This is a genomic window from Allobosea sp. 10N428 (assembly GCF_056394545.1).
In genome coordinates this window covers 1-16,574 of sequence record NZ_JBFTIC010000012.1, presented here as the reverse complement: position 1 = coordinate 16,574, position 16,574 = coordinate 1, and the positions used below count along the sequence as shown (strand labels likewise).

General features: G+C 62.9%; 13 protein-coding genes and 2 pseudogenes. 4 read left to right on the top strand and 11 right to left on the bottom strand.

What is annotated here, in order from left to right; genetic code table 11:
• Positions 1-364 precede the first annotated feature (364 nt).
• The 4 genes from AC1DDA_RS24570 to AC1DDA_RS24555 form a co-directional block, all read right to left on the bottom strand.
• Positions 365-571: a hypothetical protein gene (locus AC1DDA_RS24570; protein WP_441514168.1), complete on the bottom strand. Its 207-nt coding sequence runs from the start codon at positions 569-571 to the stop codon at positions 365-367.
• 174 nt (positions 572-745) lie between these two features.
• On the bottom strand, positions 746-2,032 hold the full coding sequence (locus tag AC1DDA_RS24565) for a phospholipase D-like domain-containing protein (protein WP_476797775.1): 1,287 nt from the start codon (positions 2,030-2,032) through the stop codon (positions 746-748).
• A 23-nt stretch (positions 2,033-2,055) separates the two neighbouring features.
• On the bottom strand, positions 2,056-3,660 hold the full coding sequence (locus AC1DDA_RS24560; protein WP_441514170.1) for an OpgD/OpgG family glucan biosynthesis protein: 1,605 nt from the start codon (positions 3,658-3,660) through the stop codon (positions 2,056-2,058).
• 252 nt (positions 3,661-3,912) lie between these two features.
• A complete protein-coding gene (locus tag AC1DDA_RS24555; protein ID WP_476797774.1) occupies positions 3,913-5,991 on the bottom strand; it encodes a transglycosylase domain-containing protein in 2,079 nt (692 codons plus the stop codon).
• A 377-nt stretch (positions 5,992-6,368) separates the two neighbouring features.
• On the opposite strand from AC1DDA_RS24555, the gene AC1DDA_RS24550 reads away from it, so the two are divergent.
• Complete coding sequence (locus AC1DDA_RS24550) at positions 6,369-6,524, top strand: hypothetical protein (RefSeq protein WP_441514172.1); 156 nt, start codon at positions 6,369-6,371, stop codon at positions 6,522-6,524.
• 105 nt (positions 6,525-6,629) lie between these two features.
• Here AC1DDA_RS24550 and AC1DDA_RS24545 read toward each other — a convergent pair whose 3' ends face one another.
• Positions 6,630-7,049, bottom strand: coding sequence for a DUF1236 domain-containing protein (locus tag AC1DDA_RS24545; protein WP_441514173.1), 420 nt, complete (start codon positions 7,047-7,049; stop codon positions 6,630-6,632).
• 86 nt (positions 7,050-7,135) lie between these two features.
• The gene (locus AC1DDA_RS24540; protein WP_441514174.1) at positions 7,136-7,387 is read right to left on the bottom strand and encodes a hypothetical protein; all 252 of its coding nucleotides are present in this window, start codon (positions 7,385-7,387) and stop codon (positions 7,136-7,138) included.
• A gap of 992 nt (positions 7,388-8,379) precedes the next feature.
• On the opposite strand from AC1DDA_RS24540, the pseudogene AC1DDA_RS24535 reads away from it, so the two are divergent.
• The 3 genes and pseudogenes from AC1DDA_RS24535 to AC1DDA_RS24525 all read left to right on the top strand — a co-directional run.
• Positions 8,380-8,703 (top strand): annotated as a pseudogene (locus AC1DDA_RS24535) (hypothetical protein); the annotation flags it as partial.
• Position 8,704: 1 nt separating this feature from the next.
• The gene (locus AC1DDA_RS24530) at positions 8,705-10,714 is read left to right on the top strand and encodes a glycosyltransferase family 2 protein (RefSeq protein WP_441514178.1); all 2,010 of its coding nucleotides are present in this window, start codon (positions 8,705-8,707) and stop codon (positions 10,712-10,714) included.
• A 401-nt stretch (positions 10,715-11,115) separates the two neighbouring features.
• Positions 11,116-11,409: a hypothetical protein gene (locus tag AC1DDA_RS24525; RefSeq protein ID WP_441514179.1), complete on the top strand. Its 294-nt coding sequence runs from the start codon at positions 11,116-11,118 to the stop codon at positions 11,407-11,409.
• A gap of 69 nt (positions 11,410-11,478) precedes the next feature.
• On the opposite strand, the gene paoC is transcribed toward AC1DDA_RS24525, so the two are convergent.
• From paoC to AC1DDA_RS24500, 5 genes and pseudogenes are all read right to left on the bottom strand, one after another.
• Positions 11,479-13,686, bottom strand: a complete 2,208-nt coding sequence (gene paoC, locus AC1DDA_RS24520) for an aldehyde oxidoreductase molybdenum-binding subunit PaoC (protein ID WP_476797773.1) — start codon at positions 13,684-13,686, stop codon at positions 11,479-11,481.
• Between the two features lie 3 nt (positions 13,687-13,689).
• On the bottom strand, positions 13,690-14,637 hold the full coding sequence (locus AC1DDA_RS24515; RefSeq protein WP_441514181.1) for an FAD binding domain-containing protein: 948 nt from the start codon (positions 14,635-14,637) through the stop codon (positions 13,690-13,692).
• Positions 14,634-15,131, bottom strand: a pseudogene (gene paoA, locus AC1DDA_RS24510) (aldehyde dehydrogenase iron-sulfur subunit PaoA); the annotation flags it as partial. The gene AC1DDA_RS24515 and the pseudogene paoA, both read right to left, overlap by 4 nt.
• Before the next feature lie 475 nt (positions 15,132-15,606).
• Positions 15,607-15,870 (bottom strand): DUF763 domain-containing protein, encoded by a 264-nt coding sequence (locus AC1DDA_RS24505; protein WP_441514183.1) that lies wholly within the window; start codon positions 15,868-15,870, stop codon positions 15,607-15,609.
• Between the two features lie 479 nt (positions 15,871-16,349).
• The gene (locus AC1DDA_RS24500) at positions 16,350-16,439 is read right to left on the bottom strand and encodes a DUF1236 domain-containing protein (protein ID WP_441514213.1); all 90 of its coding nucleotides are present in this window, start codon (positions 16,437-16,439) and stop codon (positions 16,350-16,352) included.
• Between the last annotated feature and the right edge of the window lie 135 nt (positions 16,440-16,574).

Sequence of the window (16,574 nt, the reverse complement as noted above, 5' to 3'; positions counted from 1 at the left end):
GGCGAAACAATGAGCCCGCCGCGGCCAAACGCTGGGCCTCTGCCTTCCATGTTTCCGAAGGATCGGTTCTCGCATAGAGGATGTGGAACCGACCCGCAGGTGCCTGGATCGTGAGATGGGCGTCCGCTTGACGCGCGAGCGAGAGCCCGTAGCCGAACGCCGAGGCGTCTTCGTCCCGCCCTTCCTGCGCGATCGTCACCGGTACATTCTTCACGCCACCGATCATGACCGCCTCCCACGCCTCATCGGCATCATGGGCTCGGGCGCGCTGAAAAGCGCTGCCGCGGCGGCGATGAATTGACGTTTCATGGGCGACTCCGGGTGATCGGGAGCAAACGCCGCCTTGCAACGCTATGTTCCCGGCTTAACCGTTGGTGCCGCTTCCGCCGGCGACCGTTGCGGCCTGGCTCTCTGCAGCGCGATCGAGGCATTGCGCCATCTCGGACGTGCCGAATTTGAATTTCGAACATTGAGCGGTGCCGACAGTGTAATCACGCGTCGGATGGGTGGCCTCAGGCGTGCTGTTGCAGCCGGTCAGGGCCAGGGTGAGGATGGCGAGTGCCAATCGCATCGGGTTCTCCTGTGCTGTGGACCGGCGGCATTAGGCCTTAACATGCTGCGATCAATCAACCCCTCGATCGCCAAGCCCCGATCACTCGACAAATCCTGCGCAACTTCATGGTCGAGCTTGCTCGATGCCTGAAGGGCCGGAGAATTTTCATCGCTGAGATTCTCTTGGGTGATGTCAAATCTGCGATCGTGCGAGGCTGGAAACCCAGTCCGAAATCTTTTCGCTGGCCGTTCGGCTTTGCCAATCCGCAAAGGTGTAGGGCTTCGAGACCGCAGCATCCTTGTCGAACAAGGCTGTCTGGGCGCCGGCGAATTGCTGATCGAAGAGATTGATGTTGGCTTCGTCGTTAAGGCGCAAGGCGCGGTCGTCGATATTCGTCGAGCCGACCGAGGTCCAGATGTCGTCGATGATCACCAACTTGCAGTGGAAGAAGGTCGGCTGGTACTCGCTGATCCTCACGCCGGCCTGAAGCAAATCGCCCCACAAGTGCCGCGATGCCTTCCGGACGATGCGTGCATCGGTCCGCGGCCCGGGCACGATGATCCGTATGTCGACGCCGCGCTTGCGGGCCTCGAGAAGCTGCTGGCGGGTCAGTTCGTCGGGCACGAAATAGGGCGTCGCGATGCGGATGCTCTTCTGCGCAGCGGCGATCGCGGTCATCAGCATGAGATGCATAACATTGCGCTGATGGGTCGAGCTGACGACCACCTGCGCGGCATGGTCACCGGCCGGGGCGATCTCCGGGAAGAAGCGGTCGCCAAGCAGCAGTTCGCCCGTCGCCTCGATCCAGTGCTCGGCGAAAGCTGACTGAAATTCCGCCGCGGCCGGTCCCTCGACCCGATAATGGTTGTCGCGCCACTCGTTAGGCGTGCGAGCATCGCCGATCCATTCATCCGCGATGCCGACGCCGCCGGTAAAGCCCACGCGCCCGTCGACGATCAGCAGCTTCCGATGTGTGCGGTTATTGACCCGGTCGATCGTGTACCAGGTGACCGGGCGGAAGCGCACGACTTCGACCCCCGAAGCCTGCATCCGCTCGATAAGTTGCTCGTCCATCGGCAGACTGCCGATCCAGTCGAGCAGCACTTTCACGCTCAGACCCTCCCGGGCCTTCGCCGAAAGCGCATCGGCGAACTCCTCGGCTATGGCGCCTCGCCAGTAGATATAGGTCTCGAAGCTGATCGTCTGCCGCGCCCCGCGGATGGCGCGCAGCATCGCCGGAAAGATCTGATTGCCGTTGGCGAGCGTCTCGATCCTGTTCCCGGGAATGAAATTTGACCCGAACAGGGCGCCCATCGACGTCCTAAGCTGGCGATCCGACGAGGCAAGATGATGCGGAATCGGCTGCTTGAGTTCGTGCGGCTCGGGCAGCAGGTTGCCGATCAGGAGGCACCCCAGGACTCCCGTGGTTGCCGAGAGGAGAGCGATCAGGAGAGGATGTCTTCGGAGCTTCATGGGCATGCGGGACTGCAGTGAGAGAGGCGTCACTTGCGCGCTGACTCATCCTTCGAAGGCGCTGGCTTTGCGGAATCGCCGGTCGGCACAGACCATGTTGCCGTCCAGGTCTCGCTCAAGGTGCGATTGCGTGACTTCAGGAACATGCGAAGCTCGGCCGATTGGCCGTCGGGTAGTGTCGCATCGACGATGGCGCGCACGCCTTTAAGCGGCGCATGGAAGGCCAGGATCTTGGACGTGATCGTACCGGCCGTCGTGGTGGCGACCAACTCCACGCGGTCAGGCTGGCTTTGGTAATAGGCGAGGTCGCCCCCGGCGAAATCGACTATGAAGCGTTTCGTTCCGCTGCCCTCGGCGACGCCATCCTCGATATCCGAGCCGTTGAAGGTGTGCTGTGCCTGTGCATAGGGGTGCAGGTGCCAGGTCGTCGATACCGCCGATATGCGGTAGCGGAACTCGCTGGCCTGTCCGCTTGGCAGGGGCGTGTGGGGCGTCCAGCAGGCGACGATGTTGTCGAATGCTTCGTTCACGGTCGGGATCTCGATCAAGTCGATCCGGCCTTCGCCCCAATCGCCCTGGGGCTGGACCCAATAGCCGGGCCGCGCATCGTAGCGCGCTTCAAGGTCCTGATAGCTGCCGAAGTCGCGGTCCCGCTGCATAAGGCCGAAGCCGCGCGGGTTCTTGTCGCCGAAGCTCGATATGCGAAGCGCCTTCGGGTTGCGGATCGGGCGCCAGATCCATTCTCCATTGCCGGACACCATCATCAGCCCGTCGGAATCATGAATTTCGGGGCGGAAATCGGTCCGCTGGCCAAGATCGCCTTCGCCGGCCTGGAACATCGACGTCAGCGGCGCGATGCCGATCCGCTCGATTTCCCGGCGCGGGATGATCGTCGCGGTGACGTCCATATAGGTTTCGCGGCCCGGGCTGACGACATAGCGATAGGCTCCCGCGACGGACGGGGAATCGAGCAGGGCGTAAATGACGAGCTCGGTCGTCTCGCGCGATGGCTCCTCCACCCAGAGCGCGCGCATGAAAGGGAATTCCTCGGGGCCGTTGCCTCCGACATCCAAGGCCAGCGAGCGCGCCGAAAGCCCGTAGCGGTGGCCCCGCCCGATCAACCGGAAATAGCTAGCGCCCAGGAAGGAGATGACCTCGTCCTGCACCTTGGGGTCGTTCAGGTTGGTGGTCACGGCGAAACCCGCGAAACCCAGCGCCGGCGAGAGCCCCTTGGGAATGGGGACCTTGCCGTATTCGAACAGGCCGGTCGTGAACGGGATCGGGATCGCGTTGCCGTGGTTGATGATGTGAACCTGGACCGGCTTGTTGTGCAGAAAGCCGAGATGGAACGGCAGGAGACGGAAATCCGATCCGCCGTCGCGCCAGAAGGCCTTGTCGCGCCGAAACCGGATTTCCCGATAGCTGTCATAGGTCAGCCTCGACAGTTCGTCCGGGATCTTGGCGCTTTCGGCATCGAAGGGCTGTTTAGCCAGCGCCGTCGCGCGCTCCACGACGTCGCCGTAGCCGAAGCTCTTTGCAGGCCCCGCCGGCGCCTGCGCCCATACGGAGCGGTGCGCCAGCAGGCCCGCGCTGGAGAGCAGAGCGAGAAGCGCGCGGCGAGACGGTGCGGACAAGGCTGAATCCCCCGGAATGGCGGCCGGCCGCGATAGGCAAGCGACCTTAGAACACCACCAAGCTGCGCCGGTTCCCGCGCAACTCGCTGCCGAGGCCTCATCACGGAAAACGCGCCCCGCCATCTCCAAGCGTAGCGAGGCCGCTTTGGTGAACGTCCAGGGACACGGTCTGGGCCTCAGAGCTGGCTCATGGATGATCTAGACGCGGCCCGGGAAAACAATGAGCTTGGCTCTGGGCTGGATGACTGAGCCTCAGAGCCCGAACAGCCTCTCGAAGAAGTTCTTCTGGCGCTTGGCGCGCTGCCGCGGTTGGCCCCGGCCGCTTTCGCCGGCATTGGCGTAGCGCGGATCCTGTCCGGCACCGGCCACGCCCGCCAGGGTGACCGGCTTCTGGTCCTTGAGGGCGATCTTCATGAAATTGTGCCAGATGTCGGTCGGCAGGTTGCCGCCAGATACGCCCTTGGTGGGCGTGCTGTCGTCGTTGCCCAACCAGACGCCGGCAACCAGATTGCCGGTATAACCCACGAACCACGCGTCCTTGTAGTCGTTGGTGGTGCCGGTCTTCCCAGCCATCGGCCAGCCCGGCATCCGCGCCCTTTGGGCCGTGCCGATGACGAAAATGTTATGCATCATCTCGTTCATCATGGCATCAGTGCTTGGATCGATGATTTGCTCCAGATCGCCAGAAGCCGGGCGGCTGAAGACGAGTTTGCCATCCGCGGTCTTCACCTCGGTGATCACGTAGGGCACAGCCGCGAAGCCCCCGTTGGCGAAGGTGGCATAGGCGCCGACGAGCTCGAGCGGCGTGACTTCGGAGGTGCCGAGCGCGATCGAGGGGGCGGCCTGGAGCGGCGAGGTGATGCCGAGGCGCTGCGCCGTTTGGACGACCGCCTTGGGACCGACCTCCATATTGAGCTTTACCGCCACCGTGTTGAGGGAAAGCGCGAGAGCCTTGCGTAAGGTTATTGGCCCCCGATAGCCCCGGTCATAATTTTCCGGCTTCCAGCCATTGATGCTGACCGGTGAATCCGAGCGCACGGTGTCGGGGCGCAGCCCTCGTTCAAGGGCCGTCAGATAGACAAAAGGCTTGAAGGACGAGCCCGGCTGGCGGCGGGCGGAGGTTGCCCGATTGAATTGGCTCGCCTCGTAGTCGCGGCCACCCACGAGCGCTGTCACGGCCCCGTCCGGCCGCATCGCCACGAAGGCGCCCTGGCTCACATTGAACTTTTGGCCCTTGGCGTTGAGCTCGTCGACCAGCACCCGCTCGGCCGCCGCCTGCAAGGATGGCTCGAGAGTGGTCGAGACCACGACGTCGGTGTCGATGGTGCCGACGACGTCGTCGATCACATCCATCACGTAGTCAGCTGCATAATTGGCGGAGCCGGCTCCTTTTGGACGCATGAGCTCGGCCGGTGCACCAAGGGCCGTCAGGGCCATGTTGGGCGTGATGAAGCCGAGCTCCTTCATCGCCGCGATCACGCGTTCGGCGCGGGCCTGAGCGGCCTCGCGGTTGCGGCTGGGGGCCAGGCGCGACGGCGACTGGACGAGGCCAGCCAGCAGGACGGCTTCCGACAACGACACGTTGCGGGCCGACTTGCCGAAGTAGCGCTGGGCCGCGGCCTCGACACCATAGGCACCGGCCCCGAAATAGACCCGGTTGAGATAGAGTTCGAGAATCTGGTCCTTGCTGTAGCTACGCTCCAGCCAGAGCGACAGGATCGCTTCCTGGATCTTGCGCGAGACCGTGCGCTCCTGGGTCAGGAACAGGTTTTTCGCGAGCTGTTGGGTCAGCGTCGAGCCGCCCTGGAGGCCGCCGTCATGGGTCAGGTTGCGGTGGGCTGCACGGAGGAGGCCCATCAGGTCGATGCCCCAATGATCGTAGAAGCGCCGGTCCTCGATCGCGACAAAAGCCTTGGGCAGGGAGGGCGGCAGCTCTCCGAGGGAGACCTCGCGGCCGCCCGTCTCGCCGCGATTGGCCAGAAACGAGCCGTCATGCGCCAGGATGGCGATGTTCGGGGGCCTTTTCGGCACCGTGAGCTGACTGAGCGGAGGCAGCTGCAAGGCGTAGTAGGCGACGACGCCGCAAAGGCCGATGAGGCCAGCCGGGCAGAGCGCCAGCCCGGCATATGCCAACCTCCTCAGGAACGAGCCGGCACCCGCAGGCCGGGCCGTCCCGGGTTGGCGAGACGCGTCATCGCTGGTTTCAGAGGCCGGCCCGTGAGCCGAGGCACCGCCCTTGCGATCCTCGGTGGCGGGGCGAGAAGCCAGCTCCTGCGCTGACGTCGCCAGCGCGTCGACAGCCGGCTCGCGCCGGTCACCTTCGTTCGCCACCTGTGGTCAGCCCCCCATTCCGTGCAGCCGGTGCAATCGGGCGCTTCTGGCATCGGCTCTTGGCACAACTAAGACCAGGGGCGGACATGCATGCATGTCACGCTGGAGATCCGGAGGGCGACGGCGCTTCATCCTCGAAAGGGGGGCTGCCGGCTCATCCGCGCGGCGTCAATGCGCGCCGCCAGCGGTCATTTCCAAAAGCGGCATGGAGATAACTGCAGTCACATAAAGGCGCCATGGCCCAGGCAATGTCTATGTCATTTGATGGAATGACGACCAGCGATTACCCGTCTCGCGGACCATCGTTCACCGGAGCGTCAATGTCTGCAACGGGTCGGTCGCCGGCTTTCGGAAGCGGCCGCTAAGAGGCGCCCGACATGCAGAAGCCGGCCCAACGGCCGGCTTCGCTGATGACGATGATGAGTCACTTCGTCGCGACGGCTGGCGTCTTCACATTCACATCGATGCGTTTTCCACCGCCGAAGCCGCCGCTGAAGAAAAAGAAGCCGATGCCGATAACAAGTAACCAATGATAATGCCTAGAAGGTCGGTGGCTCCCGATCCGGATCCATCTGCCAGGATTGCCCCTTGAAAATGGATTCGAAAAAGGAGGCCGAGATATTCGGCCCCCGATCGTATCAATTGATAATCTGGACAATCTTGCGGGTTTTCGGCTCGACCAGGACGGTCTTTCCGTTGACCACGGTGTAGCGGTACTCGCGGGCACCGTATTCAGCCGGAACCTCGCGATAGACCACGCCTTCCTCCGGCAGCGCTACTCCAACGGCGACCTCCTCCTTGTAGCTGTAGGAGGGAACGCGTTGTTCGGTCACGTACGTGCGGAACTTCGGCGTGGCGGCGTCACCGATGATGGCACCAGCGGTGGCGCCGACCACGCCACCCACGGCGGCGCCGACCGGGCCACCCACAATGGCTCCGCCAACGGCGCCGGTGGCGCCGCCCGAAACCGCACCGCCGGCGGCGCCGGAGTTGGACTGGGCGAGAGCGAGCGTCGGAGCGATGGCAAGAACGGAGACGATGGCAAGACGCTTGAACATTAGAATCTCCATAAAGAAGAGAGTGTCACCGCGCTCACAACAGGTTGGAACGCTATTAGTTCCAATAAGTACTTACGAGGCAGCACTCAGCGGGGAAGCGGGTAAACAACGCGGACCTTGCGCTCGGCGCGCACGGGTTGGGCATCCGCGTCAGCCGTCATTGCTTCGGCTTGCGGAGCCACCACCACATCCGCCGGTGCTCTGGATTTACTGAGCCGCTCGCCCAATTCTAGCCCTGCCACCGGCGTGAGCGCTTTGTTGTCGATGTGGGTCGCCTGCGCCGCGCCAATGCTGGCTCCTAGTGCCGTCAGGCTGATGATGAATGATTTCGCGATCATGGTCGTCCGAAGGTTGGATGAGACAGCGCTCACAAAACCAACTTTTCTTCGAACGGTTCCAAAAAGCAGGGAACCGCAGCAGGTGGTGCGGCCTGCATAATCATGTGGCTTAGCTCGTCACCGACGAGCCGGCCGCGACGGAGACCGCGCGAATGAAGAAAGCCGTTTGGCTCAAGATCGAGTTAATAGCGGAGTAGCCTTCCGTGCCTGGACGGACGGCAAGCTGCGGCATGCCTCGTTCAAGGGCCTGCGAGAGATGCGGATAAGGCGTCGGTCTACAGCTGGTCTAACGCCGGCGTCAGCTATGGGTCGAGAGTCGACGCCCGGCAGCACCTAAGATCAGAGCGCCAGTTCCTGCCGAACGCCAACGGCAATTGGCGCAACTCGTCCGCAGCGGGCTGGAAGCCGACGGAGGGTCCACTTTATGTCGACGTCTCGGATCAGTCAGATACGCCCGGTTCGATGAGGTCCCAGATGTTGCCATAGAGATCCTCGAACTTGGCGACCGTCCCATATGGCTCTCGTCTTGGTGGCTCCGCCGGAAGCCTCCGATCGCGACCAATGGGCGATCGCCGGATCGTTGGCGTCATCAGGGCCTATAACCGCAACATTCTCCCCCGGAGAAGGCGCCCAAGGCCTGTGCCGACCTGCTCAACCGGGAACTCAAGCCGCAAGCTCGCATCCAGGATTCGGCGGCAGGCACGAGCTTCAACCAGATGTACCTGCTGGAGAAGCGGCTCGGCGCCGACTTCATGCGGCGCTGGGGCCAGCAGGAGCCCTTCATCGTCTCCACCGCGGGCCCAGCTTATCGACATGTTGGTGCGCGGTGAGGCGCTGGTCGGCGCCACCGTCGACCACTTCCGCGCCTTCGACCCCGATGCGGTAAAGGCGGGGATCGTCTGGGTTTATCCCAGCGAAGGCATGCCGCTCGCCACCGCCCCGGTCGCGATCTTCAAGGACGCGCCCAATCGGAACGCGGCGCGGCTGGCGTCCTCGCTGTGGCGGGTGGCTACGATTTCAACGGCGATCAGGACGGCTTGTGGACGGAAGGAACCGCTCAAGCGGCTCTGGTCGAACGCCGCGCAGGCAATCGTCCGGAGGCCGATCGCCTGCTCGCGGTGATCGAACGTTTCCGAGCGCCTTCCGGCCTGCTCTACGCGACTGATCGAGCGCGGATTTCAACCGGCCTCGCGATCGGCGACACGAGTAAGGAAGCCGATTTCTTCTATTTTCATCGCCCGCATCTCGGAGCAACGGCTTGGGCCATCCTCGCGCGGACCGGCCTCAATCCCTTCACCGGGAAGAAGGTGGATTAGCATGTTTCCGCAACCTCAGGATCTCAGCACCGTTCTCGCCTTCGACATGGGGATATTCGTGACCCTGCTCCTGCTGTCGCGGCTGTTGTCACGCGAGAGCGCAATGGGGCGGGCGCTTTTCGGCGCCTGCGCCGCAGCAATCATCATCTGCTACGCAGCTTGGCGTTGGCAGGAAACGCTCCCGCCGTTCGAGTGGAGTATCGGCAGCCTCTGGACACATGTGTTCTTCGGCTTCGAGGCTGTCGCTATCACCTACACCCTTTTGTCGATCATCATTCTCCTGCGCTGGCGCGACCGTTCCGGCGATGCGGATCTCTGCGAGAGCATTCTCGCGGACCGAAATTGCTGGCCCAAGGTCGATGTTTTCATCTGCACCTACAACGAGCCGCTCGACGTGCTGGAAAAATCCATCATTCCGGCATTGGCCATCGACTATCCCAACTTTGCTGTCTGGGTTCTCGACGACACCCGGCGCGCCTGGCTGAAGGAGTATTGCGAGAAGGTCGGCGCCCGCTACATCACGCGCGCCGACAACAAGGGCGCCAAGGCCGGCAATCTCAACAACGCGCTGGGTCACACGGCCTCAGAGACCAACGCTCCGCTAATCCTCGTGCTGGACGCCGATTTCGCGCCGAAACGCAATATTCTGCGCCGGATGGTCGGCCTTTTCGGCAATCCCAGAACAGGCATCGTTCAGACCCCGCAGTTCTTCTACAATGCCGATCCGATCCAGCATAACCTCATGGCGGCGGATAGTTGGGTCGACGACCAGCGCATCTTCTTCGATGTATTTCAGCCGGCCAAGGACGCATGGGGCGCCGCCTTCTGCGTCGGAACCTCTTTCGTCGTTCGCCGGGACCTCCTGAACGAAATCGGGGGATTCCCGGACAGCGCGATCTGCGAGGATATCAATCTCACATATACACTGATGCGTCGTGGCTACGAGACGCATTGGCTCAACGAGCTGCTGAGCATCGGCCTCTCCGCTGAGGGGCTTCCTGAATATATCACACAGCGAACGCGATGGTGCCTTGGCACGATGCAGGTTGCGCTGCTTCCGGACGGGCCGCTTCGCGGCCGGGGCTATTCGTTCGTGCAGCGCTTGCACTACGTCCACGGCATCCTAAACTGGCTCTGCAAGCCGTTCCTGGTCCTGATGCTGATCGCGCCCTCACTATACTGGCTTTTCGGCCTACCGGCCTATTATGCGGACTATCTGGGCTTTCTGCGTTATGGCCTCCCGGCGCTGCTGGCTCTCTGGATCCATGGCGGCTGGATCTCGGCGCGAAGGACACTGCCTCTGTTCATGGAGGTGACACACCTGTTGCCGGCGCCAGCGGTCACGCTGACGCTGTTATCGGCGCTCATCCGCCCCTTCGGCCGCCCGTTCAAGGTTACGGATAAAGGTGGAGACCGGTCCTCGTCCCAGCTGCGTTTCAAGATGGCGCTGACCTTCGGCTCGATCAGCCTGCTCTCGGCCGGGGGCATCGTTTGGTACCTGATCTCGCCGGAAGCCTCATCGGAAGTCTCTTCGCTCGACCTGTTCAATCTGCTCTGGGCCAGCGTAGCGATGACGATGACATTCGTCGCCTTTGTCGTCTGTTTCGAGCGGCCGCGGCGGGAGGAGCGTTTCGACGTGAACGAAAGCGCGGTCGTTCTCGCCGACGACAATCTTCCCTGGAATTGCCGTCTGACCGACTTGTCGTTAAATTCAGCGGCGTTTGACCTGGCTAACGCCGCCAAAATATGCGCGTCCAGGGCGATGACGATCCTGATCGCCGATGTCGGTTTCGTGAGCGCAAAGGTCGAGGCTGTATCGGATCAAGCCGCAATCATCTCGTTCGAATTGCCCGATGCAGAACGCATAAGAATGCTGATCAAGCTCTTCTCCGTCTCAAGCCGTCACCGCATTGCGGATCGGGCAAGCTTCGGTGGCGCCTTTACAGCGTTGTTCAGGCGGTCCTTTGGAATGGGAGCGCCTCTCCGTTCCAGGCAGCGCGCTCAAGCGTGATTCCATCATATGGCTGAGTGGGGAGCACCCGTGCTGCTTGCGGTGGTGGCGGAAGCTTATGCCATGCGACTCCTTCTAGGGATTATGAGTCACCGGCCCCCTCCAGCGCGCAATGTCTGCTTCCTGGAGGGGTGCCAACTTCCGCTACTGGCGCTGAACGAAAGCGGCAGTTGGCTGTCGCTCTGCGCTGGTAAGTCCGCTTTCGGGCAAGAGCCAAGGTTCGGTTCTGGCGCAATTGAGCCCCGAGTGCTGAACCCGGACATTCTGTCGTTCGTCACGAACTGAAGCCGCCGCGGGTGCAGTTCGACGAGAGGATGACCAAATGAGCGGGCTTGACGGCAAGACGGCAGTCATAACGGGCGGCGCGACCGGGATCGGCTTTGCATCGGCCAAGCGTTGCGGTGCTGAAATGGCTGTCGCTGGTCCTCTTGGCATATGTCGCAACACTGTTCGTCGTAAAGGTCGACTGGCTGGCCCTCGCCAGGAGCATCGTGCTGCCGAGGCTTTCCTTCGATGCGGACTATTTGTCGATCGTCGTCGAGACGGCCGGAACCAAGAAGTTCTCATCCGCAACGCGGGTCGACATTTGCAACGGCCGCTGGACCCGCGGCGAACTGTTCCTGGCAATGAGCTTCGCTATCAGCCGATCAAATCCGAAAGCCGAAAGACGCAAACGCTTCATAGCGCCCAACTGACCTCACGCAGCATGAACGAAGCTGAACTGAGATGGTTCGGGGGAGCCGATCGACAACCCATCCACGCGTTCACGGCATCGCCGGTAGCCGATCGATGAGCTTGTCCAGCGTGATAGGATAGTCCCGCACACGCACGCCCGTGGCATTGTAGATCCCATTTGCGACCGCCGCCGCGACTCCACAGATCCCCAGCTCGGCAACGCCCTTGGCCTTCATCGGTGACGAGATCGGGTCCGCTTCGTCGACGAAGATCACCTCCTGGTGCGGAATGTCGGCATGGACGGGAACCTCGTAGCTTGCTAGGTCGTGGTTGACGAAAAAGCCGGCGCGCTTGTCGACGACCAGCTCTTCCGTGAGGGCGGCGCCGACGCCCATGGTCATCGCGCCGATCAACTGACTGCGCGCGGTCTTCGGGTTCAGGATGCGGCCGCAGGCACAGACCGCGAGCATGCGTCGAACTCGGGTCTCCCCGGTCGCGGCATCGACGCCGATCTCGACGAAATGCGCGCCGAAGGTCGATTGCTGGTACTTCTTGTCGAGATCACCATATTCGATGCCGTCCTCGGCAACGAGCCCGTCTGCGCCGGCCGCCTCGCCAAGCGACACGCTGCGATTGCCGGAGCGGACCTCACCGTCGATGAAAGCGGCTTCGGCGGAGTTGAAGCCGAGTTTCTGGGCCACCGCTTCGCGCAGCTTGAGGCAGGCGGCATAGACGCCGGCGGTCGAATTGTTGCCGCCCCATTGACCGCCCGAGCCGCAGGAGACCGGGAAGGTCGAGTCGCCGAGGTGGACTGTCACCTGCTCGATGGGCAAACCCATCATCTCGGCCGCGGTCTGGGCGATGATGGTGTAGCTGCCGGTGCCGATATCCGTCATGTCGGTCTCGACCGTCACGGTACCGCGACCGTCGAGCCGGACGCGTGCCGCCGACTTCGTCAGCAGGTTGTTGCGAAACGCGGCGGCGACGCCCATTCCGACCAGAAGTCGACCATCGCGCTGACGTCCGGGCTGCGCCTGACGCTTGCTCCAGCCGAAGCGCTCGACGCCGGTGCGCAGGCATTCCACCAAGTGGCGCTGCGAGAACGGGCGCTTCGGGTGTTCCGGATCGACCTGCGTGTCGTTGAGGATGCGGAACTCCACCGGGTCCAACCCCAGCTTCTCTGCCATTTCGTCGATCGCGATTTCCAATGCCATCATGCCCGAAGCCTCGCCCGGCGCACGCATCGCGTTTCCCTCAGGGAGGTCGAGCACGGCCAGCCGTGTCGAAGTTATGCGATTAGCCCCGGCATACAGCAGGCGCGTCTGGTTCACGGCTTCTTCAGGGCCGCCATCCGGCAGGTCGCCGGACCAGCTCTCATGGCTGATCGCGGTGATCTTGCCCTCGCGCGTCGTGCCGATCCGGATGCGCTGGATCGTCGCCGGCCGGTGCGTCGTATTGTTGGCCAAGAGCGGGCGTGTCAGGGCGACCTTAACCGGTCGTCCGGCCGCGCGGGCACCGAGGGCCGCGAGCAACACATCGGCGCGCAGGAACAACTTGCCGCCGAAGCCACCGCCGATGAACGGCGACATGACACGGACTTTGTCTCTGGCAATGCCGAGCGTCTTCGCGAGATCGCCGGCCGCCCAAGCGATCATCTGATTGGACGTCCAAACGGTGAGCTTGTCCCCGTCCCAGGCCGCGATCGATGCATGAGGCTCCATCATCGCGTGCGATTGATCGGGCGTCGTGTAGATTTCATCGAGCTGGATGGGCGCCGCGGCAAACGCACCGGAAAAATCGCCGACGCAGGTATCAGGCGGTCCGCCGAAGCCCGCTTTGGGCGTCCCGGCCGAATTCTTGACCGCCGCGAGATCGAAGGCGCCATCGGTCCGCGCATAGTCCACCTGGACGAGGCCGGCGGCGGCGCGCGCCTGTTCGAATGTCTCCGCGACGACCAGGGCAACCGCCTGGTGGTAATGTTCGATGGCGGGGCCGCCGAGCAGGGCCGCGGTGTTCCGACCGCCCTTGCCGAGCTTGACCGAATTCTCCGCCGTGACGATCGCGAGCACGCCGGGCGCGGCCTGCGCCTTCTCGAGGTCGATCGCGGCGATCCGCCCTTTCGCGATCGCTGCGCCCACGACATAGCCATAGGCTTGGTTCGGCACGACATCGTGGCGTTCATAGGCGTAGGGCGCCGTGCCGGTGGTCTTGAGCGGGCCGTCGATCCGGCTGGTCGGCTGGCCAATCACCTTGAGTTGGTCGATCGGGTTGGTGGTCGCGGGGCTATCGAACCTCATGGCTCATCCTCTCGCCTCTGAGAGAACCGCACCGAGGGTGCGCTCAATCAGCGGTAGCTTGAATGCGTTCTGCTGGGTCGGGTTAGCGCCGGCGAGAAGCTGCGCGGCGGCAGCTTTCGCGCCGCGCGGCAACGCGGCTTCCGCGACCTCGACGCGCCAAGGCTTATGCGCCACGCCGCCAAGGGCCACGCGCCCACTTCCGTCCCTTTGGACAATCGCGCCGACCGAAACCAGCGCGAAGGCATAGGAGGCGCGATCGCGAACCTTTCGATAGATCTGCTGGCCGCCGACTGGCTTCGGCAATGTCACCGCCGTGATCAGTTCTCCGGGCAAAAGGGCGGTCTCGATCTGTGGCGTGTCGCCGGGTAACCGGTAGAACTCTGCGATCGGAATGCTCCGCGTCCCGCCGTCCCCGCGCAGCGTCTCCACCGTCGCGTCGAGCGCGCGCATGGCCACGGCCATGTCGCTCGGATGGGTCGCGATGCAGGCGTCGCTGGCACCCAGGATCGCGTGATTGCGCGTGAAGCCGCCCATGGCGGAGCAGCCGCTGCCGGGCTGGCGTTTGTTGCAGGGCTGGTTGGTGTCGTAGAAATAGGGGCAGCGCGTGCGCTGGAGCAGGTTGCCTGCGGTTGTCGCCTTGTTGCGCAATTGGCCCGAGGCGCCGGCGAGAAGGGCGCGAGAGAGCAGCGGATAGTCGCGCCGCACACGCTCATCCGCCGCAAGATCGGTGTTTCTGACCAGCGCACCGATCCGCAAGCCGCCGTCTGGCGTCGCTTCGATCCTGTCGAAGTCGAGGCGGTTCACGTCAATGAGATGCGCGGGCGTTTCAATCTCGAGCTTCATGAGATCGAGCAGGTTGGTGCCGCCAGCTATGAATCTGGCGCCCTCCGTTTGGGCCGCGGCCACAGCTTCGGCTGGCGAATCTGCACGTTCGTAGGTGAAGGACCTCATGCCTTCCTCCCCGCCACCTCGCTGATGGCATCGATGATGTTGGGATAGGCAGCGCAGCGGCAGATGTTGCCGCTCATGCGCTCCCGGAGCTCCATTGCAGTCAGCTGCGGCTGCGCCATCAGATCCGCGCTGACATGGCTCGGAATTCCGGCATTGATCTCATCGACCACCGCCACGGCCGAGCAGATCTGGCCGGGGGTGCAATAACCGCATTGGTAGCCATCATGCTTCACGAAGGCGGCCTGCATCGGATGTAGCTTCTCCGGCGTGCCCAGCCCCTCAATGGTCGTCACGCGGTCACCCTCGTGCATCACCGCCAGCGTCAGGCAGGAATTGATCCGGCGACCCTCCACAATCACCGTGCAGGCGCCGCACTGGCCGTGGTCGCAGCCCTTCTTGGTCCCGGTGAGGTGGAGATGTTCGCGAAGCGCGTCGAGCAGCGAGGTGCGCACATCCAGCCTCAGCTTACGCATCTCGCCGTTGACGACCATCGACCTGATCGCGTGATCACTGTGGCTTTGCATGTGATGTCCCTTGCTGTCGCGGCAGCGGCTGGAACACCCCCCAGTTCGGCAGAGAACAAAAATCCTGGCGCATTGGTTCCTCCCAATCCGTCAATCGCGGATCCTGGGCGGACGCCGGAGCGTCAGAGCCTCTCTGAGAACATCAAAACCCGGAAATGCCGAGCGCTGTTGGAGCCCTCATTAGTCATTCACGAGTTTTTTCTCGCCGTTAGCGGTGTCAGCCCCCAGCCAATGACGCTGCGCGCGCCATACTGCGAATGTCGTCTCTCCCCGCTGATGAATTCTCCCAGCGTGAGCCCTGAGGCTGACCGTTCCAGTCTTCGGCTCTCTTGATCCAGCCGCGCAAACACTGCCAAGCGGTCGTCCTGTCCAAGTTTGGCTTTCTCGACGGCAGACCAATGCACGGAGATTGTCTGATGTAGACCTTGATCGGAACGGCTAAAGTCTAACGATCCTTGCAACCGTGGGCGAGGGAAAACCGCGCGGGATCGGTGAAGCGACAGGGGGCGCCGTGGATCACCTCGGCCACAATGGCAAGGGATCGAATGGTGCGCGCTTCGACGCCTAGGACAAGCAGCAGCTCGGCAAAGTCGCGCGCCGGTTCCAGAATGATCGCGTTGGGATGATCGGTACCAATGGGACTTGAGCCGGGCGTTACTTCGCTAGCGTTGCGACTTACCCGTGCTGCGCGTCCGATCGGGTAATGCATCGATAGCCTTGTCGGCGCCCTGGTCCCGGTGAAGTACGCCCTCGCGCAACACTTTCGTGGCAGCATCGGCCTTTTTCGTTGGGTCAGTTGGGATGGGCATTGTTCGGGAGTCGCCGTCGGCGCAACGTCCTTGGGCTTCTTTCCGGCGTGGCGAGAAGCGGCGGTGTACTTGGGAGCAGTCCAGCGACGAATGGCGGCGGGATGTCCGCGCCTTCGTTGACGGCTATGCATGTATGACTGCTGTAGCGGCGGTGCTGCCGAAGTCAGAGGGTGAGGGTGTTAGCCATTCCGGGTAGCCGTCCGAAGGAGCCGCCCAAAAGTCCGGCTTAAACGCCGACGTTACCACCTTTCGGCTAAATTGCACAGGCGACGCCTGCACCATCGAGGCAGTAGATTAAAACGAGCAATAAGCCCACTAGCGGTCGTTCTATTTTTGAGAGCTCTGACCCCGTGCCGGTAAGCACGGGGTCAGAGCAGACCTATTCGATAATCTGGATGATCTTGCGGGTTCTCGGCTCGACAATCACCGTCCGATCGTTGACGCGCGTGTAGCGGTGGGTCTGACGCAGTTCTGCTGACGCTTTGGGTCATTGCGCGCCGATCAGACGGGCTTGGAGAAGATCGATCTTGCCGCGGCCGTACATTTGGCGTTTGACGAGCTTGAGCCGGGTGATCTGGCCCTCGGTTTGACCGTTCGACCAGGC